The sequence below is a fragment of the Solimonas fluminis genome, assembly GCF_002930645.1.
In the GTDB taxonomy this organism is placed as follows: Bacteria; Pseudomonadota; Gammaproteobacteria; order Nevskiales; family Nevskiaceae; genus Solimonas_A; species Solimonas_A fluminis.
On sequence record NZ_PSNW01000009.1, the window covers coordinates 1 to 21927 of the forward strand.

16 protein-coding genes and 2 pseudogenes are annotated in these 21927 nt (G+C 68.3%); 6 read left to right on the forward strand and 12 right to left on the reverse strand.

Annotation, left to right across the window (positions count from 1 at the left end; all coding sequences use genetic code 11):
• The 5 genes and pseudogenes from C3942_RS15455 to smc all read right to left on the reverse strand — a co-directional run.
• A pseudogene (locus C3942_RS15455) lies at positions 1–1864 on the reverse strand (hypothetical protein); the annotation flags it as partial.
• Between the two features lie 256 nt (positions 1865–2120).
• Entirely contained in the window at positions 2121–3266 is a 1146-nt protein-coding gene (locus C3942_RS15460; RefSeq protein ID WP_104231267.1) for a mechanosensitive ion channel family protein, read from the reverse strand.
• Complete coding sequence (ligA, locus tag C3942_RS15465) at positions 3266–5554, reverse strand: NAD-dependent DNA ligase LigA (protein ID WP_104231268.1); 2289 nt, start codon at positions 5552–5554, stop codon at positions 3266–3268. Before ligA ends, C3942_RS15460 begins: the two co-directional genes overlap by 1 nt.
• A 7-nt stretch (positions 5555–5561) precedes the next feature.
• On the reverse strand, positions 5562–6284 hold the full coding sequence (locus C3942_RS15470) for a cell division protein ZipA (RefSeq protein ID WP_104231269.1): 723 nt from the start codon (positions 6282–6284) through the stop codon (positions 5562–5564).
• Positions 6281–9802: a chromosome segregation protein SMC gene (gene smc / locus C3942_RS15475; RefSeq protein ID WP_104231270.1), complete on the reverse strand. Its 3522-nt coding sequence runs from the start codon at positions 9800–9802 to the stop codon at positions 6281–6283. The genes C3942_RS15470 and smc overlap by 4 nt, the downstream gene beginning before the upstream one ends.
• Before the next feature lie 153 nt (positions 9803–9955).
• Between smc and queF the strand changes: the two genes are divergently transcribed.
• The 4 genes and pseudogenes from queF (at position 9956) to C3942_RS15490 (ending at position 11119) form a co-directional block, all read left to right on the forward strand.
• Positions 9956–10378 carry a preQ(1) synthase gene (gene queF / locus C3942_RS15480; RefSeq protein ID WP_104231271.1) on the forward strand — a complete coding sequence of 141 codons (423 nt, stop codon included), beginning with the start codon at positions 9956–9958 and terminating at the stop codon, positions 10376–10378.
• Positions 10379–10380: 2 nt separating this feature from the next.
• Positions 10381–10530, forward strand: a pseudogene (locus C3942_RS22990) (DUF4124 domain-containing protein); the annotation flags it as partial.
• Positions 10531–10548: 18 nt separating this feature from the next.
• Positions 10549–10794, forward strand: a complete 246-nt coding sequence (locus tag C3942_RS22715; RefSeq protein ID WP_243393628.1) for a hypothetical protein — start codon at positions 10549–10551, stop codon at positions 10792–10794.
• Between the two features lie 73 nt (positions 10795–10867).
• The gene (locus tag C3942_RS15490; RefSeq protein WP_104231273.1) at positions 10868–11119 is read left to right on the forward strand and encodes a GlsB/YeaQ/YmgE family stress response membrane protein; all 252 of its coding nucleotides are present in this window, start codon (positions 10868–10870) and stop codon (positions 11117–11119) included.
• A 26-nt stretch (positions 11120–11145) separates the two neighbouring features.
• On the opposite strand, the gene C3942_RS15495 is transcribed toward C3942_RS15490, so the two are convergent.
• The 5 genes from C3942_RS15495 to C3942_RS15515 all read right to left on the reverse strand — a co-directional run bounded on the left by C3942_RS15495 (position 11146) and on the right by C3942_RS15515 (position 17197).
• On the reverse strand, positions 11146–12705 hold the full coding sequence (locus C3942_RS15495; RefSeq protein WP_104231274.1) for an FGGY-family carbohydrate kinase: 1560 nt from the start codon (positions 12703–12705) through the stop codon (positions 11146–11148).
• Positions 12702–14219, reverse strand: coding sequence for a glycerol-3-phosphate dehydrogenase/oxidase (locus C3942_RS15500; RefSeq protein WP_104231275.1), 1518 nt, complete (start codon positions 14217–14219; stop codon positions 12702–12704). The genes C3942_RS15495 and C3942_RS15500 overlap by 4 nt, the downstream gene beginning before the upstream one ends.
• A complete protein-coding gene (locus tag C3942_RS15505; RefSeq protein WP_104231276.1) occupies positions 14203–14559 on the reverse strand; it encodes a putative quinol monooxygenase in 357 nt (118 codons plus the stop codon). Before C3942_RS15505 ends, C3942_RS15500 begins: the two co-directional genes overlap by 17 nt.
• Positions 14556–16148 carry an FAD-binding oxidoreductase gene (locus C3942_RS15510; RefSeq protein WP_104231277.1) on the reverse strand — a complete coding sequence of 531 codons (1593 nt, stop codon included), beginning with the start codon at positions 16146–16148 and terminating at the stop codon, positions 14556–14558. The genes C3942_RS15505 and C3942_RS15510 overlap by 4 nt, the downstream gene beginning before the upstream one ends.
• Before the next feature lie 221 nt (positions 16149–16369).
• Positions 16370–17197, reverse strand: a complete 828-nt coding sequence (locus C3942_RS15515) for an HAD-IA family hydrolase (RefSeq protein ID WP_104231278.1) — start codon at positions 17195–17197, stop codon at positions 16370–16372.
• Between the two features lie 181 nt (positions 17198–17378).
• Here C3942_RS15515 and gluQRS point away from each other — a divergent pair, with 181 nt between their 5' ends.
• Both gluQRS and phaR read left to right on the forward strand, forming a co-directional pair.
• Complete coding sequence (gene gluQRS / locus C3942_RS15520) at positions 17379–18326, forward strand: tRNA glutamyl-Q(34) synthetase GluQRS (RefSeq protein WP_104231279.1); 948 nt, start codon at positions 17379–17381, stop codon at positions 18324–18326.
• A gap of 56 nt (positions 18327–18382) precedes the next feature.
• Positions 18383–18904, forward strand: a complete 522-nt coding sequence (gene phaR, locus C3942_RS15525; RefSeq protein WP_104231280.1) for a polyhydroxyalkanoate synthesis repressor PhaR — start codon at positions 18383–18385, stop codon at positions 18902–18904.
• 453 nt (positions 18905–19357) lie between these two features.
• On the opposite strand, the gene pnp is transcribed toward phaR, so the two are convergent.
• Positions 19358–21466: a polyribonucleotide nucleotidyltransferase gene (gene pnp, locus C3942_RS15530; protein WP_104231281.1), complete on the reverse strand. Its 2109-nt coding sequence runs from the start codon at positions 21464–21466 to the stop codon at positions 19358–19360.
• A gap of 117 nt (positions 21467–21583) precedes the next feature.
• Positions 21584–21853 carry a 30S ribosomal protein S15 gene (rpsO, locus tag C3942_RS15535; RefSeq protein WP_104231282.1) on the reverse strand — a complete coding sequence of 90 codons (270 nt, stop codon included), beginning with the start codon at positions 21851–21853 and terminating at the stop codon, positions 21584–21586.
• Positions 21854–21927 lie beyond the last annotated feature (74 nt).

Below are 21927 nucleotides of genomic sequence, written 5' to 3' on the forward strand. Positions count from 1 at the left end.
CGTGCGCGTCGTGGTCGGTGATCTGCGTGACCTGCCCCAGGGCGTTGGTCACCTGACTCAGGTTGTTCTGGCCGTCATAGGCGAAGCTGCTGATGTCGCCGACGTCGGTGCGAGGACCGTTGACGTACGTCAGGTTGACGCCGGTCCAGGTGTAGTTCGTGGTGCGATTGCCATCGCTGGTGTTGACGCTGGCCGAAGTGGTCTGGCCCTTGCTGTTGTAGCTGTAGCTGCGCGTCTTGCCAGGCTCGACGATGGAAGACGGCAGCGTCCAACTGGCGTTCCAGTTGGTGGTGATGCTGCGTTCCTGGGCCGAGCCCTTGGCTTCGATGCGGCTAGTTTCGCGGCCGATGCTGTTGTTGTAGACGTACTCCGTCAGCACGCCTCGTCGGTCGATGCGACTGGCCGGCCAACCATTGCTGTCGTATCCGTAGCTCTCCGTGTTGTTGGTCAGGCTGCAGTCGGGGCAGGCGCTGTAGGCGACCGAGCTGATCTGGCGGCGCTTGTTGGAGGGAGTGACATAGGTGACCAGGCTCTCGGTGTAACGCGTGGCATCCTGGTACTGGCGAACCCGCGTAGTGTTGCCGCTCAGGTATTCAAAGGTGTGGCGCCGCGCGCCGCCGGCATGCTCGCTCAGCACCGCGCGACCCTGGCCGTCATAGGCGTAGGTGGCGTAGCGGTCGCCGTTCTCATCGACGATGCCGGTGAGGGCATTGGGAAGGACCGGGTCTTCATACAGGTACTGCCGGACCGGGTCATCGGTGGAATCCGCGGGCGTGTCATCCGGATAGGTCGTGGATACCAGGCGTCCCTGCGCATCCCAGGCATAGTCGGTGTGCTGTCCAGCGGCGTCGGTGAAGCGGCGCAACTGGTTGGCAATGTCGAAGTCGGCGGTATAGCTGCGACCGTTGGCGGTGGTGTGTGTTTCGGTAGTTCCGCCATAGGCATTGCCACTGCTGTAGGCGATGGTGGTGCGGCGCCCATCGGCCTCGACCCGGGCGCTCAAGCGGCTTTGTGCATCAAACTCGAACTGCACGCCGGAAGGCAGCTTGTAGACCGGCAGTCCGCTGACATGAAGCAGGGCGCCGTCATCGTAGCGGTTGCGCTGCCAAGTGGTGCCGCCCAGGCTACGGATGAACACTCGCCGCATCTGACCATAGCTGAAGACAGCAACCTGGTAACTCAGGACATGGCTAATGGACAGCGTGGGACGAGAGGCGCGCCAAGCCAGGTCCGGAAGATCATCCCAGCCTGCCGGCTTGCCGAAGTAGCTGCGGCTGAAGCTGAAATCCGCGCTCCGGTAGTCGGTTTCCTGCTGATCCTTGAGGCCGTTGGTGCAGTTGACCGGATTGGCTTGCTGCTCCGAGACCCAGCCGGCGGGCTTCGGTGCTTCGCAGCCGCTGCTGTTCTGGGCCACCGTCAGGTCGGGCGGCGGTGCCGGGCAAGTCGCGGACGTGATGCTGGCGGTGCGATAGACGATGAGCTTGTCTTGTTCGTATCGCCAGTTCGCCGTGGTGGCAGAGGGACAGTACTGATATGTCAGCAGGTACGACTCGATGTTCGTGTTCAGGTCGCTATACCAGCCCGCCTCGTAGTACGCGTACTCGCTATTCGAGAGCTTCCTGCAATTGGGGTTTTGCTGACCAATACCGTTGAAGAACGCAACGCAGCCAGCGAGCGCATCCGCCTGGTTGTCGCACTGGGCGTAGACGCGGAACTTGGTGGGGTTGGCTGGCAGGGGAACAAACGTGGGCGCGCTGCAGGTCGCCTCCGCCGAAGGGGCATATGCCAAGCCGCCAAATGCGAGCAATGCCAGGAAGAAAAAGCCTACGATGCCCTGCAGGCGCTGCGGCAGTCCCTTGCGCATGGTCCGGTCCGTTTATGGAAGCGTCCGCCGAGTTAAGCCTAGTCTCGCCGTAGTCGCAACGTGACGAATGAGTCGGGTTGCCGATACAGCTCGACACACCTTGGAAGTCGGGTAGCACCTGCACGAACCGATGATGCGTTTCAGGCTGCGGGGCCAACGCAAAAGCCCGGCATATGCCGGGCTTTTCGTTGCCGTGGAAGAATCCAGCAAGTGCCCAACACAGGCATGCTCGTGGATTCCCTGTCCGATAGCCCCGTCAGTCGGCCTGCCTTGGTGCCAGCGCGCCGTCGGGCAGCGAGCGGATGTAGACATCCTGCTGCGGGAACGGCATCTCGACGTTGGCCTGCTTGAAGGCCGAGACGATGGCAAAACGCAGGTCGCTGGCCACGCTGCCCTTGGCATCGCTGTCGATGATCGGTGCGGACAGCTCGAAATCCAGCGAGCTGGCGCCGAAGTTGGTGAACAGCACGGCCCCTTCCCCGCGCACCGCCGGGTGCTTCGCGGCCACTTCCTTCAGGAGCTTGCGGACCAGTTCCGGATCGCTGCCGTAGGCGACGCCGACGTTGAGCACCACACGGCCCATGCGCGTGCGCAGGCTGCGGTTGCGCACCGGATTCGACAGCAGGTTGGAGTTCGGCACGATGATCGTCTCGCGGTCGCCGGTCTCGATCTCGGTGGCGCGGATGCGCATCTTGCGCACGATGCCCTCGCTGCCGCTGACATTGATGAAGTCGCCGGTACGGATCGGGCGCTCGAACAGCAGGATCAGGCCGGAGACGAAGTTGCTGACGATGTTCTGCAGGCCGAAGCCGATGCCCACCGACAAGGCGCCGGCCACGATCGCCAGCTTGCTCAGGTCCAGGCCGGCGTAGGACAGGCCCACTAGCACGGCGATGATGAAGGTGATGTAGCCGAACAGCGTCGCCACGGTGTCGCGCGTGCTCGGCTCCACGCCGGCGCGCACCAGCCAGTCGCGCTCCAGCTTGCGGCGCAGCCAGCGGGTGAAGGTGAACAGCGCCAGGAACATCAGCATGCCGGCCAGCAGCTTGCCGATCACGATGCGCACGCCGCCGACCATGAAGCCCTTGGAGAACAGCGTCCGCAGCAGTTCCTCGCTCTCGTCGTGCCAGCCCCAGGCGTGCATCAGCAGGTAGGCCACCCACTGCCACAGGAAGAAGTGCGCCGTCAGCAGCAGCCACTTGATCTCGTGGAACTTCTTGTCGGCCGGGATACCGAGGCGCGCGCGCAGCCGCTGCTGCCAGGGATGGCGGCCATCGTTGAGGCCGCGCGCCAGCACGTGCATCACCACCACCAGCAGCGCCGCGCCGGCCAGGATGCCGATCGTCGATACCCAGGGACGTTCCGCCAGGGCGTGCAGCAGGCGGTTCGAGTCAAGGTCCATCAGCCCTCTCCATTGATCATGCGTTGCAGGGCCGCATAGTCCAGTACGGTGACCCCCAGCTTCTCGGCCTTGGCCAGCTTGGAGCCGGCGGCCTCGCCGGCCAGCAGGAAGTCGGTCTTGGCGGAAACCGAGCCGCTGACCTTGCCGCCGGCCGCTTCGATCTGCGCGGCCGCCTCGTCGCGCCCCACCGGCAGCGTGCCGGTGATGACGAAGGTCTTGCCCGACAAGGGCCCGCCGGCAGCAGCCGCGCGTGGTGCCCCGGCGCCGATCAGGCCGAACCCCAGGAACTGCGCTTCCAGCTTCAGCAGCTCCTGACGCCTCTCGGAGTCGGCGAAGTGCGCCTGCACGGCGGCGGCGGTCCTTTCGTCCAGCAGCTTCGCCAGCGCCGGACCGTCGTCGATGCGGGCCAGCAGCCCGGCCACGCTGTCCAGTCCGGCGGTGAGCTTCTCCGCCTTCACCGGGCCCAGGCCCTTGACCTGCTGCTGCGCCAGCAGCAGGCCCAGCGAGCAGCGGTCCGCGATCTCGGCCGAGACGGGGTGCTCGCCGGTGATCGTCAGCTGTGCCAGCAGCGCGTCCACCGCCCCGGCGTTGTGCGCGTCGGCGAAGAAGGAGCGGATCTCCTCGGCGGCGGCGGCGCCCACGCCGTCCACCAGGGTCAGCACCTCCGGCAGCGCCTCGCGGATGCGCGCGAAGCTGCCCAGGTGCCTGGCCAGGTCCTTGGCCGTGGTCTCGCCGACGGACGGAATGCCGAGCGCATAGACCAGGCGCGGCAGGGCCAGCTCGCGGCGCGCCGCGATGGCCTCGATCATCTTGGCCGGCGCCACCTCGGCGGACTTGTACAGCACCGCGATATCCGCGACCTGCAGCGTGAACAGGTCGGCCGGCGTGCGCAGGCGCTCGCGGTCCACCAGCTCGGAGATCAGCGCCTCGCCGATGCCGTCGATGTCCGCCGCCTTGCGCGAGACGAAGTGCTGCAGCGCCTGCTTGAGCTGCGCCTTGCAGACCAGGCGGCCGATGCAGCGGTAGGCCACGCCCTCGGGATCGCGCCGTACCTCCGAGCCGCAGACCGGGCACGTGTCGGGCATCCGGACGGGACGCGCATCCGCCGGGCGCAGGGACAGCACCACTTCCTTGACCTCGGGAATCACGTCGCCGGCGCGACGCACGATCACCGTGTCGCCGATGCGCACGTCCTTGCGCGCCACCTCGTCCATGTTGTGCAGGGTCGCGTTGGAGACGTTGGCGCCACCGACGAAGACCGTGCGCAGGCGCGCGGTGGGCGTCAGCACGCCGGTGCGGCCGACCTGGAAGTCGACGTTCTCCAGCAGGGTCTGCGCTTCTTCGGCCGGGTACTTGTGCGCCACCGCCCAGCGCGGCGCACGCGAGACGAAGCCCAGTTCCTCGCGGCCGGCGAGATCATCGAGCTTGTAGACCACGCCGTCGATGTCGAAAGGCAGCGAGGCCCGCCTGCCGCCGATCTCGAGGTAGTACGCCATGCAGCCCTCGACACCTTCGACAAGGCGCACCAGGTCGGACACCGGGAAACCCCAGTCGCGCAGCTGCTGCAGCATGTCCATGTGGCTGCGCACCGAAGGCGGCTGGCCCTGGGCGATGCTGTAGGCATAGAACGCCAGCGGGCGTTTCGCGGTGATCGTGGAGTCGAGTTGGCGCAGGCTGCCGGCGGCGGCGTTGCGCGGGTTGACGTAGAGCTTCTCGCCCTGCGCCGCGGCTTCCTCGTTCATGCGGCGGAAGCCTTCATGCGGCAGGTAGACCTCGCCGCGCACTTCCACGGTGCCGCGGCTGTCGCCGCGCAGGCGCAGCGGGATGCGCTTGATGGTGCGCAGGTTGTCGCTGATGTCCTCGCCGGTCTCGCCGTCGCCGCGGGTGGCGCCGCGGGCGAACACGCCGTCCTCGTAGACCAGGCTCACCGCGAGGCCGTCGAGCTTCGGCTCGGCCGCATAGGCAACCCGGCTGCGGCCCAGGCCCTCGCGCACGCGGCGGTCGAAGTCGCCCAGTTCCTCTTCGCTGAAGCAGTTGTTGAGCGACAGCATCGGCACGCGGTGGCGCACCTGCGCGAAGGCGCTGCTGGCCACGCCGCCCACGCGCTGCGTCGGCGAGTCGGGCGTGCGCAACTCCGGGTTCGCCGCCTCCAGGGCCTGCAGTTCGCGGAACAGGCCGTCGTACTCGCTGTCCGGAATGCTCGGCTGGTCGAGGACGTAGTAGCGGTAGTTGTGTTCCTGCAGCAGCCGCCGCAGTTCGGCGGCGCGCTGGAGCGGTCCTTCGCTCACGGGAATGTCAGAGCGCGATGCCGTTGCGCTGCGCCCAGGCGCCGACGTCCGCCTTCAGCGTGCGCGCGTTGTCCGGCGTCAGCGGCTGGCGGCTGGCGTCGAAGACCTCGGCATTGAGCGCATTGGCCAAGGACTGCGCCGTGGAGATCATGTCCTGCAGCGCGGCGCCCGGCTTGGCCGGCCCCGGCAGCAGCATGAACACGGTCAGGCCCGGCGTGGAGAAGCCCTGCTGCTCGGCCGGGTCCAGCAAGCCCGGCTTGACCAGGCTGGCCACCGAGAACACGGTCTTGCCGCCCTGCTGGCGGTGGTAGATGCGGTGCTCGCCGAAGGCCAGGCCCTGGGCCTGCAGCGCCAGGTGGATCTTGGGCCCGAAGATGGCGGTGCCCTCGCGCTCGGCGATCAGCAGCGTGACGATCTTCTCCTCCACCTTGGGGGCGGCCGGCGCGGCGGCCGGTTCCTCGGCCTCGCCGAACAGCCCCGGCTCGGCGCGCTTGCGCGGCTTGCCCACGCCGAATTCGTCGAACTCGCCGCCCCTGGACCCCTGGGCGAACATGTCCATCTGGTCGGAGCCCGGCTTGCCCGGCAGGCCGGGGACGCCGCGCGGCACGTTACCCCGTGCGGACGGCGGCTCCCAGTCCTTGGGCAGGCGATTGCTGCGCCGGCTGATGACGTAGACCGCGATGACGGCGGCCGCTCCCACGATCAGCAGTGCCCACTGCAACACGCTCATTCGGCTTTCTCGGTCTCGGCTGGGTTGCTGGCCGTCATTTCCACTGCCTGGTCGATGTCCACGCTCACCAGGCGCGAGACGCCCGGCTCCTGCATGGTCACGCCGTGCAGCTGCTTGGCCAGCTCCATGGTGATCTTGTTATGGGTAATGATAATGAATTGAACGCCTTGCGACATCTCACGGACGATCTCGCAGAAGCGGCCGACGTTGGCGTCGTCCAGCGGGGCATCGACCTCGTCCATCAGGCAGAACGGCGCGGGGTTGAGCTGGAACAGGGCCAGCAGCAGCGCCACCGCGGTCATCGCCTTCTCGCCGCCCGACAGCAGCTGGATCGAGCTGTTGCGCTTGCCCGGCGGGCGGGCCATGACGCGCACGCCGGCGTCGAGCAGGTCGTCGCCGGTCAGCTCCAGGTAGGCCTCGCCCCCGCCGAACAGCTTGGGGAAGCGGTCGCGGAACACCGAATCCACGCGATCGAAGGTCTGCTTGAACAGCTCCTTGGTCTCGGCGTCCATCTTGCGGATCGCCTCCTCCAGGGTTTCCAGGGCGCCATGCAGGTCGGCGTGCTGGTCGGCCAGGTACTGTGAACGCTGCTGCGCCTCTTCCAGTTCCTGGATGGCGGCCAGGTTGATCGCGCCCAGGCGGTCGATGCGGCGCAGGATCGAGGCCAGCTTCTCCTCCCAGCCCTGCAGCTCGGCGTCCTCGGCCAGGCCGGCGAACAGCTCCTCGCGGTTGAAGCCGGTCTCGACGAACTGCTCGTCCAGGCTCTCGCGGTGGGCGCGCAGGTTCTCGAACTCCAGCTTGGCCTGCTGCAGCCTCTCCACCGCCTCGTCCTTGGCGGACTCGGCGTTGCGCGAGGTCTGGATGGTCTCGGTCAGCGACTTGTCCATCTGCTCGACCTGCAGCCGCGCCTCGCGCAGCTTCTCGCGCGCCGCGTCCACGGCGGCGCGGGCGGCTTCCACGCCCTCCACCTGCTCGGCCAGCGGGGCGTCCAGCTCGCCGGCGCGGGCCTCTTCCTCGGCCTTGCGCTCGATCAGGCGCTCGCGGTTGGCGGCCAGGTCCTGGATGCTCTGCTCCAGGGCGGCGACCGAGGAGGCCTGGCTGGCGATGCGCACCTGCAGCTGGTTGCGCGCCGCCTGGGTCTGCTGCAGCACCACGCGGGCACGCTGCACCAGGTCGCGCTTGCGCGCCAGGGTCTGCTGCATCTCGGCACGCTGGTTGCGCAACTGCTGCGCCACGTCCTCCAGCGACACCAGCCGGGTGCGGGATTCCTCCAGTTCGCTGTTCTGCAGCTCGCGCTGCTCGCGCAGGGTTTCGAGTTCCTGCGCCAGCGCCGACTGGCGGCCCTGCGCCTGCTCCAGGCGCACGGCCTGGGCCTGGCGGAAGGCCAGCTTCTGGGCCTGGCGGTTGCGCGACTGGTCGAACTTGCCGGACAGCTCGCGGCGCTCGGTTTCCAGGGTGCGGATGCGCTGGTGCAGCTCGCCGAGGCGGGCCTCGTGCTCCTGCACGGCGGCGGTCTGTTCCTCGACCTGGGCCTTGAGCTGCTTGAGCAGCTGGCCGCGGGCGATGACACCGCTGTTGCCCTCGCCGCGCTTGGGATAGCGGATCCAGTTGCGGCCGCGCCAGACGCCGTCCGGCGTGATCACCGACTCGGCCGGCCCCAGGGTCTGGGCCATGGCCTCGGCCTCGCCCGGGTTGTGGGCGACCTGCACCGTCGACAGCAGGTCCAGCACCGCCTGCGGGCCGCTGACCTTGGCGCCCAGCCCCACGCTGGCGCTGCCGCCGGCCTGGTTCAGCAGGGCGACGCCGGCCTTGGGCGATTCGCCGATGCCGCGCAGGCGCGCGGCGAAGTCCGGCAGCAGCGGCGCCTGCAGCAGGCCTTCCAGCACCTGCTCCACGGCGGTTTCCCAGCCTCCCTCCACCTGCAGGGCGCTGGCCAGGCGCGGCGCCTCGGCGAGCTGGTGCTGGCGCAGCCATTGGTTCAGCTCGGCATCGTCCTGGCGCAGCGCGGCCTGCTGCAGGGTCTCCAGCGAGGCCACGCGGCCGCGCGCGCTCTGCAGGATCTGCCGCGATTCATGCAGGGCGTTCTCGGTCTGGGTGCGGTCCTCGCGCAGCGTCTGCAGGTCGGTGTCGAGGGTCTGCAGGCGCTCCTGCGCCACCTCGATCTCCTCGCCCAGCAGGCGCAGCTCATTGTCGGCATCGGCGAGGCTGGCCTGGATCGGGCCCAGGTTGATGGCACCGTGCTCGGCCTCCAGGCGCTTGTAGCGCTCGTCGGCCTGGAAGCGCGCGCGCTCCAGCTGCTGCACGCGCACGCGCTCCGCCTCGGTCTGCATCAGCGGCGTTTCGGCGTCCTGCGCAAAGCTGTCCCAGCGCTTCTGCTCGGCGTTGGCGTCGTCGTCGGCCTCGATCAGGCCGGACTGGGCCTGCTCTTCCTGCGTGGCGGCCTGCTGGGCCTGGTCTTCCAGCTCGGCGGTCTGGCGGGCGGAATCCTGCAGGCGCTGCTGCTCGCGCTGCTGGCGCTGCTCCAGCTCCGCCACCTGGCGGGCCAGCTGCTCCAGCTCGCGCATCTTCATCTGCTGCAGCTGGCGCGCATGGTTGAGGCTCTGCTCCTGGCGCGCCAGGCCGGCCTCGGCCTCGTAGACCTGGCTTTGCTCGTCATTGAGCTTCTGCGCCAGCACGCGCTGCTCGATCTCGGCGGCGATGCGGGCGTCGGACAGTTCGCTGACGCGCAGGCGGGCAGCTTCCAGGGCCTGTTCCAGCTCGGCGATGGCGGCTTCGTGCCCGGCGCTCTGCTGCTGCAGCGTGCGGATGCGCAGGGCCAGAATCTCGGCGCGCAGCTGGCGCTCGCCGGCCTTGAATTCCTTGTACTTCTCGGCGTTGGCCGCCTGCTTGCCCAGCACTTCCAGGCGCTGCTGGATCTCCGAGCGCAGATCGTTCAGGCGCGCCAGGTTCTCGCGCGTGCCGCGGATGCGCGACTCGGTTTCCTTGCGGCGGTCCTTGTACTTGGAGATGCCGGCGGCTTCCTCCAGCCACTGGCGCAGTTCCTCGGGCTTGGCCGTGATCATCGTCGAGACCATGCCCTGCTCGATGATGGCGTACTGGTTCTTGCCGCCCAGGCCCGTGCCGAGGAACAGATCCGTGACGTCGCGCTTGAGGCACTTGCGGCCGTTGAGGAAGTACTGCGAGCTGCCGTCGCGGGTCAGTTCGCGGCGTACCGAGATCTCGGCGTAGGCGGCGTAGGGACCGGCGATGGTGCCGTCGGAGTTGTCGAAGATCAGCTCCACCATGGCGCGGCCCACGGGCTTGCGCGACTTGGAGCCGTTGAAGATCACGTCCTCGGAGTCGGCGCCGCGCAGGTTCTTCATGCTGGTCTCGCCCAGCACCCAGCGCACCGCGTCGATGATGTTGGACTTGCCGCAGCCGTTGGGGCCGACGACACCCGTCAGGTTCGTCGGCAGGGGCAGGCTCGACGGGTCGACAAAGGATTTGAACCCGGCGAGTTTGATGCCAGAAAGTCGCATGGAATGGTCGGGCCGGCCCTGGAGGGCCTTCTAGTGGGTTATGAAGTGAAGTCCGTAGTGTAAATTATTGCGGCCGGGGTGCAGCCCTGGAAAGCGTCATTTTCCCGGTTTTGGCCGGAACAGGGCCACAACGGCCCGCGGAACCCCTGAATCATGCCCAGCCTGCCCAGCAAGACCCTCGAAACCTTCCCCAACCCGGCTCCGCAGCGCGATTTCACCATCCGCATGCGCATCCCGGAGTTCACCTGCCTCTGTCCCAAGACCGGCCAGCCGGACTTCGGCACCCTGTACCTGGAGTACGTGGCGGACAAGGCCTGCGTCGAGCTCAAGGCCCTGAAGATGTACATCTGGAGCTTCCGCGACGAGGGCTGCTTCCACGAGGCGGTCACCAACCAGATCCTCGATGACCTGGTGAAAGCCACCAAGCCCCGCTACATGCGCCTGACCGCGGTGTTCAACGTCCGTGGCGGCATCTACACCCACGTCACCGCCGAGCACCGCAAGAAGGGCTGGAACGGCAGCCTGCCGCCGCCGGCCTGGCACGTGGACCCCACCGGCGCCGGCCAGACCCCCTGAGCATGCGCCGGGCCGCCGCCCTGCTGCTCCTGGTGCCGGCCCTGGCCGGGGCCCAGGCCTACCGCTGGGTCGATGAGCAGGGCCGCGTCCACTACAGCCAGACCCCGCCGCCTCAAGGGGCGTACGGCCGGGTGGCCCCACCCCCGCCCTCGCCGGGCGCCAGCCCTCACTTGGAAGCCCTGGAACCTGCCGCGCCGGACCTGCAACAGCGGGCTCAGGAACGGCAAAAGGCGGCGGCCGCGGAACGCGAGCGGCAGCGGGGCTGCGAACAGGCCCGGCGCCAGAGTGCCCAGTTCCAGGGGACCGGCCTGTACTACTCCAGCGGCCCGGAGGGCCAGCGGCAATACCTGAGCCCGGAGCAGATCGACCGGAAGCGGGCCGAAGCGCAGGCAGGCATCCGGGAACACTGCGACTAGGGTCGCGCCAGACAGCCGCCGTTCATTTTGCATGCCCACAATCGGGCCAGACCAATCTTCAACGGAGTGAACGATGGGCATCCTGTCCTGGATCGTGCTGGGCCTGATCGCGGGCGTGCTGGCCAAGTGGCTGCTGCCGGGCAAGGACCCGGGCGGCTTCATCATCACCATCCTGCTCGGCGTCGGCGGCGCCTTCGTCGGCGGCTGGGTCGGGACCCAGCTGGGGATCGCCAGCTTCAACGGCTTCACCATGCAAGGCATCGTCGTGGCCACCGCGGGCGCGGTGCTGCTGCTGGTGATCTACCGGCTGCTGCGCAAGGCCTGACGCTTCATAGGAGCGGCCTGCGACCCTCAGACCGGATAGCCCGTGATCCTGCGGATTTTCCGGTATAGCGGCCGCAGCCGCGGGTACATGCCGCGGTAGATCTCGCGGTACAGGGCGTCGTAGGTCTGCACCACCTCCGGCCGCGGCTCGAAGCGGCGGCCGATGCGGGCCATGGCGGCCACCGCGCCCGGGTAGTCCGGGTGCAGTCCCAGCCCCACGGCGCAGCTGATCGCCGCGCCCAGGGCCGAGGTCTCGTAGTGCTCCGGCCGCTCGGCCGGCAGGTTGAAGACGTCCGCCGTGATCTGCAGGGCCTCGTCGGACTGCGAGCCGCCGCCGGCCACGCGCAGCAGGCGCAGGCGCCGCCCGATGCGCTTCTCGATCTGCTCCCTGCCCGCCCGCAGCCCGTAGACCAGCCCTTCGAGGATCGCGCGGTAGACGTGCGCGCGGGTGTGCACGTCACCGAAGCCGATGATCGCGCCCTTGGCCTCGGGGCCGGGCTCGCGGACGCCGGGGGTCCAGTAGGGCTGCAGCATCAGGCCCATGGAGCCCGGCGGCACGGTCTTCACCAGTTCGTCGAACAGGGCTTCCACCGCCACGCCGCGCTGCGCCGCCAGGGCTTCCTCGCGGTGCGCGAACTCGCGGCGGAACCAGCTCACCATCCAGAAGCCGCGGAAGATCTGGATCTCGGTGTTGTAGGCCTGCGGCAGGCCGGCCGGATACGGCGGCAGCATGCGCTGCACCTCGACGTAGCGGCGCTGCGTGGTGTTGATGGTGGCGGTGGTGCCGAAGGACAGCTGGCCGATGTCCGGCTCCAGCACGCCGCAGCCCAGCACCTCGCAGGCCTTGTCGGCGGCGGCGGCGATCACCGGCAGGCCGGCCGGCAGGCCCAGCTCCGCCGCTGCTGGGGCGGCGAGCACGCCCATCGGCTTGCCCGGCGCCACGAGCCGCGGCAACTGCTCCGGCCGCACCGCCAGGGCCTTCCATTTGAAGTCGCCCGGACCGGCCCAGGCCAGCCGCTGGTAGTCGAAGGGAATGAAGCCGACCTGCGAGCCCACGGAATCGACGTACTCGCCGGTCAGGCGGTAGCCGAGCCAGCCTGACAGCAGCAGGAACTTCGCGGTCTCGCGCCAGAGCGCCGGCTCGTGCTGCGCCAGCCAGTTGGCCTCGGCCTGTCCCTGCAGGTGCCCGATCAGGTCGGTGGCGCCGGCCAGGCCGAACAGCGTGTTCCACAGCGGCCCCATCGGCGGCGGCCGCTCGCAGCGGCGCTGATCCAGCCACAGGATCGCCGGGCGCAGCACCTTGCCGGCGGCATCCACGCAGACCACGGTGGCGCGCTGCGTGGTCAGGGCGATGCCGCTGATCTCCTCCGGCCGGACATCGCCCTGCCCCCACAGCCGGCGGCAGCAGGCGGCAACGCCTTGCCAGTAGACCTCGGGATCCTGCTCGGCCCAGCCGGGCTGCGGCGAGACGTAGGTCGGCTCGAACACCTGCTGCGCCTTGGCCAGCAGGCGGCCTTGCGCGTCGAACACGATGGCACGCGCGCTCTGGGTGCCGACATCGATCGAAAGCAGGCGGGCTTGCTTCATCGCGGGGCGTGCCGGAGCTGCCACAGGTCGATCCAGCCGGCGCGCTCGGCCTGCCAGCGCGCAGCATCCCAGCCCAGTTCCTGGCGGCACAGCATGCCGATGCGCTCCAGCTCGGCCTCGGCGCCGCGCGGCAGCAGCAGTCCCAGCCGGGTGCGGCGCAGCAGCAGGTCGCCCAGGTGCCGCACGCGCTCCTGCCGCAGGGCCCAGCGCAACTCGGCCCAGGTGAAGGGCGTGCCTGCGATGGCCTGCATCGCCTCGCGCGGGAATTCACGGGCGATGTGCGCCACCGCGGCGGCGCCCAACCGCCCCTGCAGGCGCCGGCTGCCGCCGCCCGCGGGTGCGGAGAACACCGGCGCCTCTTGCGCGGGCCGCAGCCGCGGCTGCTGCTTCGCCGCCTCCGCCAGCACCTGGCGGGCGGTGACGCGGAAGGTGGTGAGCTTGCCGCCGGTGACGCCGACCAGCCCCGGGCCGCTCCACAGCGCCGACTCGCGCGAGGCCGCGGAAGGATCGCCCTCGCCGGCCGCGACGACCGGACGCACTCCCGCGTAGACCGAAAGGGCGTCACGGGCCCTCAGCCCCAGGGACGGGAACTGCGCCTGCAGCGCCTCGATCAGGTAGGCGGACTCGGCGTGGCTCATGCCGGGCCATTCCAGCGTGCCGTCGTGATCGAGGTCGGTGGTACCGAACAGCACCGCGCCCTCCCAGGGATAGGCAAAGACCGGGCGGCGATCGCGCGGATGCAGCCAGGATACGGCCCGTCCGATCGGCAGCCTGGCCGCCGGGAACACGAAATGGCTGCCGCGTAGCGGGCGCAGGGCCGGGGCCCCCGCAGGCGCACCGGGCAGGCCCGCGGCCCAGCAGCCGGCGGCGTTGATCACCATGCCGGCGTCGATGTCGCGGACGTCACCGCTCTCCACGTCACGCAGGCGCAGGCCGCGCACGCGGCCGCCCTCGTGCCGCAGTTCGGCACGGGTGTAGTTCAGCGCGATGCCGCCGGCGGCGACGCCGTCGAAGATCTGGCGCAGCACCAGCCGCGTGTCGTCGGTGCGCGCGTCCTCGTAGGCCATGGCGCCGAGCAGGTTCTCGCGGCGCAGGCCGGGCTCCATCCGCAGCAGTTCGTCGCGCGGCACCCAGCGCGAGGCCAGCCGGCCCGCCATCAGGTCATAGACCGCAAGGCCGGCGCGCAGGACGCCGCGCCCGGGCCGGGCGCCGCGGTAGACCGGCATCAGGAAGGGCTGCGCCTCGACCAGGCCCGGCGCATCCTGCAGCAGGCGCTGGCGCTCGCGCACGGATTCCAGCGTCAGCCGCCATTGGCCTTCCTTGAGGTAGCGCAGTCCGCCGTGCACCAGCTTGGAGGACCAGGCCGAGGTGCCGGAGGCGAAGTCGGCCTGCTCCACCAGCAGCACCCGGGCGCCCGTGCGCAGGGCCTCGGTGAAGATGCCGGCACCGGTGATGCCGCCGCCGACGATCGCCAGATCGCAGGACGGCGGCAACGACTCAATGCTTCGCGTCACGCGGCAGGTCCAGTTGCGTCTGCTCCGGCACCAGGCGGTCGGATACCGTGGTCAGGAACATCGGCGACCAGGTCTCCTCCACCGCGTCGAGCAGGCGCTGCGAGAACTCGCTGTCCTGCTCGTGCAGGGCGCAGGACTTCTCCCAGGTCTGCTGGTCGGGCCACTGCGCGTAGGCGACCACGGTGCCGTTGTCGGTACGGTGCAGGCGGGAGCCCAGGGCGCCGCGCTTTTCCTGCATCCAGGCGGTAAGGTCCTCCCAGGCGGAACGGAACTGCGGCTCCATGCCGGCCTTGATGCGCCACTGGTAGACCACGGCAAAACCGGTGCGCGACAGCTTCATGCGAACAGCTTCCCAGGGTTCATGATGCCGGCGGGATCGAACTCGCGCGCCATCGCGCGGATCAGGTCCATGCCCAGTTCGCCCTTCTCCGCCGGCAGGTACGGTGCGTGGTCACGGCCCACGCCGTGCTGGTGGCTGATGGTACCGCCCTGGGCGACGATGGTTTCCGACAGCCGGGTCTTGAGCTTCTGCCAACGCTCGTAGTCCGCCTCCGGCGTGCCGGTGGAACGGAACACCAGGGTGGAGTAGATGCTGCAGCCCTGGCGGTAGACATGCGACAGGTGGGTGAAGGCGTGGACGCGCTCGCCCTGCGCCCCGAGCACGTCGTGCGCCGCCTGCTCGATCGCCCGCATCATCGGCGTGGCGCGGTTCCAGTTGATCGCGGTCTCGACCGTGTCGGCCGAATAGCCGGCCTCCCACAGGGAATTGCGCAGGTAGGGACCGCGGAAGCGGTTCTTGGCCCAGCCCTTGCCGATGGTCTTGCCGACATGCACGCCGCGGTGACGCTTGGCGATGGCCAGCGCGTCGCGACGCATGCGCCGCGCCTCGGCCAGGGTGCCGGTGACGCCGAACACCAGCATGCACTGCCCTGGCCCGATGCCACGCACGCCGAGGTAGCGCTGCAGCCACTTGATCATCTCGGGGTGGCCGGCCAGGCGCAGCTGCGTCTCGGTCTCCACCTCGTTGGACATGCGCAGCATCGACAGCGGCACGTCGGCCTGGACGATGGCGCGCACCGCCTGCAGGCCCGCGTCCCAGCTCGGGAAGAACACCGAATGGAAGCTCTCCTGCTGCGGCAGCGGCCGCACCCGGACGGTGACGTCGGTCAGCAGGCCGAAGCGGCCTTCCGATCCCAGCACGGCCTCGCGCAGGTCCGGGCCGGCGGAGGATGCCGGGTGGCCGCCGACGCGCAGCTCGCCGCGCGGCGTCGCCAGGCGGCCGGCGGCGAACATCTGCTCGATGCGGCCGTAGCGGTAGGACTGCTGGCCGGAGGAGCGGGTCACCACCCAGCCGCCGACCGTGGAGTATTCGTAGGACTGCGGGAAATGCCCGAGCAGGAAGCCGTAGCGCGCGAGCTGCGCTTCCACCATCGGCCCCGGCGTGCCGGCGCCGATGCGCGCGAGCTGGCATTCGGCATCCACGTCCACCAGCCGGTTCATGCGCTCCAGCGAGATGTTGACCACGGGACGGTCGCCGGCCGGCACGTCGAGGTGCCCCGCCACGCTGGTGCCGCCGCCGTAGGGAATCACCAGCGCGCCCAGCCTCTGGGCCTCGGCCAGGGCCTCGGCCGCTTCGTCGTGGCTGGAGGGCAACGCCACGCCATCGGCCACGGGACCGAAGCGGCCGCTCTTCATCGCGATCCAGTCCGGGAAGCTCTGGCCGCGGGCGTGCAGCATGCGCAGGCGCGCGTCGGTGCCGAACACGGTGGACTGCGGCAGGCGGCTGGCCGGCACCTGCGCCAGCGCCTGCTCCAGGCTGGCATCGCGGTTGGGCCGGGTCTCGCCCACGCGTTCCTTCAGGAACGCCAGGGCATCTTCGCCCAGGGGGTTGTGCTCGGCGTCGTCACCCCAGCCATTCCAGCGTCGCACGGATCCAGGCTCCCTCGTATTTTCGAGGGAGTATAGGGCGCGGCCGGACCAATATGGAGTAGCTGTGCGGCGCCGGGTCCTGTCAAAGCGCGGGCGGACTTTTACCAGGCACTCCGTTCACGACATCAATTCCGTCATGCCGGCGAAAGCCGGCATCCAGTCGTGGAGGAATGGCAAGCTCGCGGGACCAGAACCGGCTTTCGCCGGTATGACGGCGGTCTCTAGGCGGCCTGCGCGTGCGTCATCATCAGGGACGCGGGGGCCGGGATGGCGAGGCGCGCGTCGCAGATGCGGCGCAGCGTATCCAGCGTGACCCAGGGATACTCGCCCAGCTCGCCGCGGAGCACGCGCGTGGGCGCGCCCGGCTCGCCGAGGCTGCTGACCACCAGGGCGGCTTCGGAGAAATCCTGCGCCACGGTGTCGGAGTTGACGGTGACCACGGCCGGCAGGCCGGCAGCATAGGCGGCCTCGAGACCCATCTCCGAGTCCTCGAGCACCACGCACTCCTCCGGCGACACGCCGAGGCGCTGCATGGCCAGCCGGTAGAGGTCCGGCGCCGGCTTCTTGTGGCGCACTTCCTCGCCGCTGGCGATCACCGCGATCTCGGCCGCGAGCTCCGGCCCCATGCTGTAGCGCAGGACCGGCTGCAGCGTCTTGCGGCTGGCGTTGGTGACGATCGCCAGCTGCACGCCGGCCTCGCGCGCCTCGCGCATGATGCGGGCGATGCCCGCGCGCAACGGCACGCGGCCATGACGCATGTAGCGCTTGAAATGGCGCGACTTCAGTTCATGGACGCGGGACACCCAGGCATCCATGTTGGCGTCGGCCTCGGCCTGGTGCTCGCCCAGGGGGGGACGCTCGGATTCGAAGTAGTACTTGAGCCGCTCGCGGCCGCCGGGCTGCTTCAGGAGACGGCGATAGAGCTTGGGCCCCCAGCGGAACTGCAGGCCCAGGTCGCGGAAGGCGCGGTTGTAGGCGGGGCGATGGCCCAGGGCCTCGGTGTCGGCGAGGGTGCCGTCCACATCAAACAGTACGGCCCGTAACGTCACGAGACTGCTCCGACGTCACGGCAACGACTATGGCAAGGCTCTGATTCCATGGTGTCCTGCAACGGTGACACTGGGATTACTGTAGCATGATTTCGAACATTTTGTGTGATTCTCCGCACTTTCATCACACTTTCCGTTACGCACATCACACCCGTACCTACTGTAGAGCCAGGCTTCCCGGATGCAGCATTTCACCGACGACAGGGCCTCCACGGCCGATGGAAACCCCGACAAGCCCTACGTCGGGCGTTTTGCACCGACGCCGAGCGGCCCCCTGCATCTCGGCTCGCTGCTGACGGCGACGGCCAGCTGGCTGCAGGCACGGGCCCGCGGCGGGCGCTGGTTGCTGCGCATCGACGACCTCGACCGGCCGCGCTGCCCGCCGGGCATGGACGCCGTCATCCTGCAGCAATTGGAGGATCACGGGCTGCATTGGGACGGGCTGCCACGCTACCAGACCCGCTGCCAGGCCGAGTACGACGCCGCGATGGAACACTTGCTGGCAGATGATCTGGCCTATCCCTGCTCCTGCACCCGGGCGCGGCTGCAGGAGACCTCCCTGCCCGGCCCGGACGGGCCGGTCTACGACGGCCGCTGCCGCCGGCAGCCGCCGGAACCCGGCAAGCCGCAGGCCCTGCGCTTCCGCGTCGGCACCGGGTGGCTGCGCTTCGCCGACCTGTGGCAGGGCGGACAGCAGCGACGCCTGGAGACCGATGTCGGGGATTTCGTGCTGCGGCGCAGCGACGGCATGACCGGCTACCAGCTGGCCTGCGCCGTGGACGAACAGCAGCAGGGCATCACCGAGGTGGTGCGCGGAGCCGACCTGCTGGGCTCGACCTTCCGCCAGCTGGCCCTGATGCAGCGCCTGGGCCGGAGCGCGCCGGCCTATGCCCATGGCCCGCTGCTGCTGGGCAGCGATGGCCTGAAGCTCAGCAAGCAGAACCATGCCGCGGCCCTGCAGGCACAGCAGGCCGGCCCCAGCCTCTGGCACTGCCTGCAGACCCTGCGGCAGGATCCGCCGCCGGCGCTGCGGGAAGCACCGCCGGCGGAAATCCTGGCCTGGGGCTTGGCCCACTGGCGTCCCGCTGCCCTTGCGGCGGCGCAGCATCCCAAGGTGGAGACTCCCTGACCGTTCTGGCATGATGCTATGCAGCAAACGCAGTGCAGCAAAATAGCCAGAGCGACATGTCCGACATCCGCATCATCAAGAAGTATCCGAACCGTCGTCTCTACGACACGCACATCAGCCGCTACATCACGCTGGAAGAAATCCGGCTGCTGGTGCTGCAGGGCGCCAAGTTCCGGGTGGAGGACAAGCGCACGCACGAGGACATCACCCGCAGCATCCTGCTGCAGGTGATCGCCGAGCAGGAAGAAGGCGGCAATCCGATCTTCACCAACGAGTTGCTCGAGTCGATCATCCGCTACTACGGCGACCCGATGCAGAACAGCATCAGCCGCTACCTGGAGCTGTCCGCCCAGCTGTTCCAGGACCAGCAGCAGCAGTTCACCGAACAGCTGCGCACCATGCTCGGCCAGGCCCAGCAGCCGCTGCACGTGCTCAAGGAAATGGCGGACAAGCAGGTGCCGATCTGGCGCTCGGTGCGCCGCGAATTCCTCAAGAACCTCTCGACCAAGGCCAAGCTGATCAAGCGCCGCGCCGGCCTGGACGAAAACGGCGAAGAAGTCCCCCCGCCCTCCGAGTGAACCCCGCCCGGGCTCCCCGGGTGGCGGCCACCTTACGCTGCAGTGCACAAAAATACAGTCGTATTTTTGATGCAAGTGACTGATTGGCTTGTTATTAAATTTTCGTTAAATTGATTGACAAGCTAGCTAACCATCCCTATACTGCACTGCAACATAGAGCGGCAGGCAACAAAAAACCCGGCAACGGGTTGCGCTGCCGGGTCTTAACGGTCTCCTCCAGAAAGGCCTAGCGCCTTTCTCGCACCTTGCCCCCGGTCCCCCCGGGGGTTTTTTTATGGACCGCGCTTTTTCGAAAGCGACTCAAGCCACTCAGTTTTTATATTTTGCGCCGCCGTTATGGTTGTAATCGGCGCTTTTCCCCCTCTCCAGAAAGACTTGTGGCGCACCTCGCGGTGCGCCACAAGCTGCCACTACAATTATTGTGCGTTCATCGCAGCGCACAAATCAAGCCGATCAGGCCTGGGCCTCGACATCCAAGGCCTTCATGGACAAGCGGATCTTGCCGTCCTTGCTGACCTCGAGGACCTTGACCTTGACGATCTGGCCTTCCTTGACGACGTCTTCCACCTTTTCGACGCGCTTGTCGGCGAGCTGGGAAATGTGGACCAGGCCGTCCTTGCCCGGGGTGATCGTCACGAAAGCGCCGAAATCCATGATCTTGGCGACCTTGCCTTCGTAGATCGCGCCGACTTCGACGTCACGGGTCAGCGCGTTGATGCGCGCGATCGCGGCCTCGGCGGCCTTGCCGTCGGTGGCGGCGACCTTGACGGTGCCGTCATCGTCGATGTCGATGGTGGTGCCGGTCTCGCGGGTGATCGCCTGGATGGTGGCGCCGCCCTTGCCGATGACCTCGCGGATCTTGTCCGGGTGGATCTTGATCGTGGTGATGCGCGGCGCGTGCAGCGACAGCTCGGTGCGCGGCTTGGAGATCACTTCGTTCATCTGGCTCAGGATCGAGAGGCGGGCGTCCTTCGCCTGCTTCAGCGCCTGGGCCATGATCTCGCCGGTGATGCCGGCGACCTTGATGTCCATTTGCAGCGCGGTGATGCCATCGACCGTGCCGGCAACCTTGAAGTCCATGTCGCCGAGGTGATCTTCGTCACCGAGGATGTCGGTGAGCACGGCCCAGCGGCCCTCCTCCAGGATCAGGCCCATGGCCACGCCGGCCACCGGCGCCTTGATCGGCACGCCGGCGTCCATCAGCGCGAGGCTGGAGCCGCAGACGGAGGCCATCGAGGACGAGCCGTTGGACTCGGTGATCTCGGAGACCACGCGCACGATGTACGGGAACTCCTTGTTCAGGTCCGGCATCACGGCGGCGACGCCGCGCTTGGCCAGGCGGCCGTGGCCGATCTCGCGGCGCTTCGGCGCGTTCAGGCGGCCGGTCTCGCCCACCGAGAACGGAGGGAAGTTGTAGTGGAACATGAAGTTCTCATGCCACTCGCCGCTGATCGCGTCGATGATCTGGTAGTCCTTGCCGGTGCCCAGCGTGACCACGGCCAGGGCCTGGGTCTCGCCACGGGTGAACACGGCCGAACCGTGGGTGCGCGGCAGCGTGCCGACGTTGATCGACAGCGGACGCACGGTGACCTTGTCGCGGCCGTCGATGCGCGGCTGGCCGTCCAGGATGCGGTTGCGCACGATCTTGGCCTTGAGCTCGTCGAGCTCGTACTTCACCTGGTTGACGGTGAAGCCGGCGTCGGCGGCGAGGGCCGCCTTGGCCGCCTTGGCCACTTCATCCAGCTTGCCGTAGCGGACCTGCTTGTCGGTGAAGCCGTAGGCTTCGGCGATCTGGGCCTCGAACGGCGCAACGAAGGCCTTGACGGCGGAACGGTCGCCGGCCTTCCAGTCCCACTTCGGCTTGCCGGCTTCGGCAACGAATTCGTTGATGGCCTGGATCGCGGCCTGCATCTGCTCGTGGCCGAACAGCACGGCGCCGAGCATGACCTGCTCGGACAGCATCTGGGCCTCGGACTCCACCATCAGCACGGCGTCCTTGGTGCCGGCGACGACGAGGTCGAGCTCGGAATCCACCAGCTCCGACACGGTCGGATTGAGGATGTAGTTGCCGTTCTTGTAGCCGACGCGGGCGGCGCCGATCGGACCCTGGAAGGGCACGCCGGACAGGGCCAGGGCGGCGGAGGCGCCGATCATCGCGGGGATGTCGCCATCCACTTCCGGATTCAGCGACACGACCTGCGCGATCAGCTGGATCTCGTTGTAGTAGCCCTCCGGGAACAGCGGGCGGATCGGGCGGTCGATCAGGCGGGAGGTCAGCGTCTCCTTCTCGGTGGGACGGCCTTCACGCTTGAAGAAGCCACCGGGGATGCGGCCGCCGGCGTAGAACTTCTCCATGTAGTCGACGGTGAGCGGGAAGAAATCCTGCTCGGGCTTGGCTTCCTTCTTGGCGACGACGGTCACCATCACGACGGTTTCGTCGACGCTGACCAGAACGGCGCCGGTGGCCTGGCGGGCCATGTGGCCGGTTTCGATGGTGACGTTCTGGTTGCCGAAACGGAACGTCTTCTTGACGGGCGCAACGGGATAGGCGGAGATCGCCATAGGTCTTGTCCTCGTTAACTAGGCGGCCCGCCGAAGCTTCGAGCGGGCCGCGTGGTATCCAATCCGCAGGAGGGGAAGCGCCGTGCGCGACCGCTCCACAAAGCAAAAGCGCCGCTATTAGCGGCGCAGGCCCAGCTCGGAGATGAGCTTGCTGTAACGGGGCTCGTCCTTGCTCTTGAGATAGTCCAGCATCTGGCGACGCTGGTTGACCATCTTGAGCAGGCCACGACGGGAGTGGTTGTCCTTCTTGTTCTGCTCGAAATGCGGGGCGAGGCTGTTGATGCGCTCGGTGAGGAGGGCAACCTGAACTTCCGGCGAGCCGGTGTCACCCTTGCCGCGGGCGAACTTCTTCACCACTTCGGCCTTCTGTTCAACGGTCAACGTCATTGACTCTTACTCCAACTCTGATCTGTCGTCTGTCGTAAAGCGCGCGATTATAGGGCCACGCCCCCGCCCTAACA

Coding starts and splice junctions, on each gene's coding strand:
- gluQRS (WP_104231279.1), top strand. CDS start 17,379: ATGCAGCATTTCACCGACGACAGGGCCTCCACGGCCGATGGAAACCCC.
- C3942_RS15505 (WP_104231276.1), bottom strand. CDS start 14,559: ATGAAGCTGTCGCGCACCGGTTTTGCCGTGGTCTACCAGTGGCGCATC.
- C3942_RS15460 (WP_104231267.1), bottom strand. CDS start 3,266: ATGGACCTTGACTCGAACCGCCTGCTGCACGCCCTGGCGGAACGTCCC.
- pnp (WP_104231281.1), bottom strand. CDS start 21,466: ATGGCGATCTCCGCCTATCCCGTTGCGCCCGTCAAGAAGACGTTCCGT.
- phaR (WP_104231280.1), top strand. CDS start 18,383: ATGTCCGACATCCGCATCATCAAGAAGTATCCGAACCGTCGTCTCTAC.
- C3942_RS15495 (WP_104231274.1), bottom strand. CDS start 12,705: ATGAAGCAAGCCCGCCTGCTTTCGATCGATGTCGGCACCCAGAGCGCG.
- queF (WP_104231271.1), top strand. CDS start 9,956: ATGCCCAGCCTGCCCAGCAAGACCCTCGAAACCTTCCCCAACCCGGCT.
- rpsO (WP_104231282.1), bottom strand. CDS start 21,853: ATGACGTTGACCGTTGAACAGAAGGCCGAAGTGGTGAAGAAGTTCGCC.
- C3942_RS15470 (WP_104231269.1), bottom strand. CDS start 6,284: ATGAGCGTGTTGCAGTGGGCACTGCTGATCGTGGGAGCGGCCGCCGTC.
- smc (WP_104231270.1), bottom strand. CDS start 9,802: ATGCGACTTTCTGGCATCAAACTCGCCGGGTTCAAATCCTTTGTCGAC.
- C3942_RS15490 (WP_104231273.1), top strand. CDS start 10,868: ATGGGCATCCTGTCCTGGATCGTGCTGGGCCTGATCGCGGGCGTGCTG.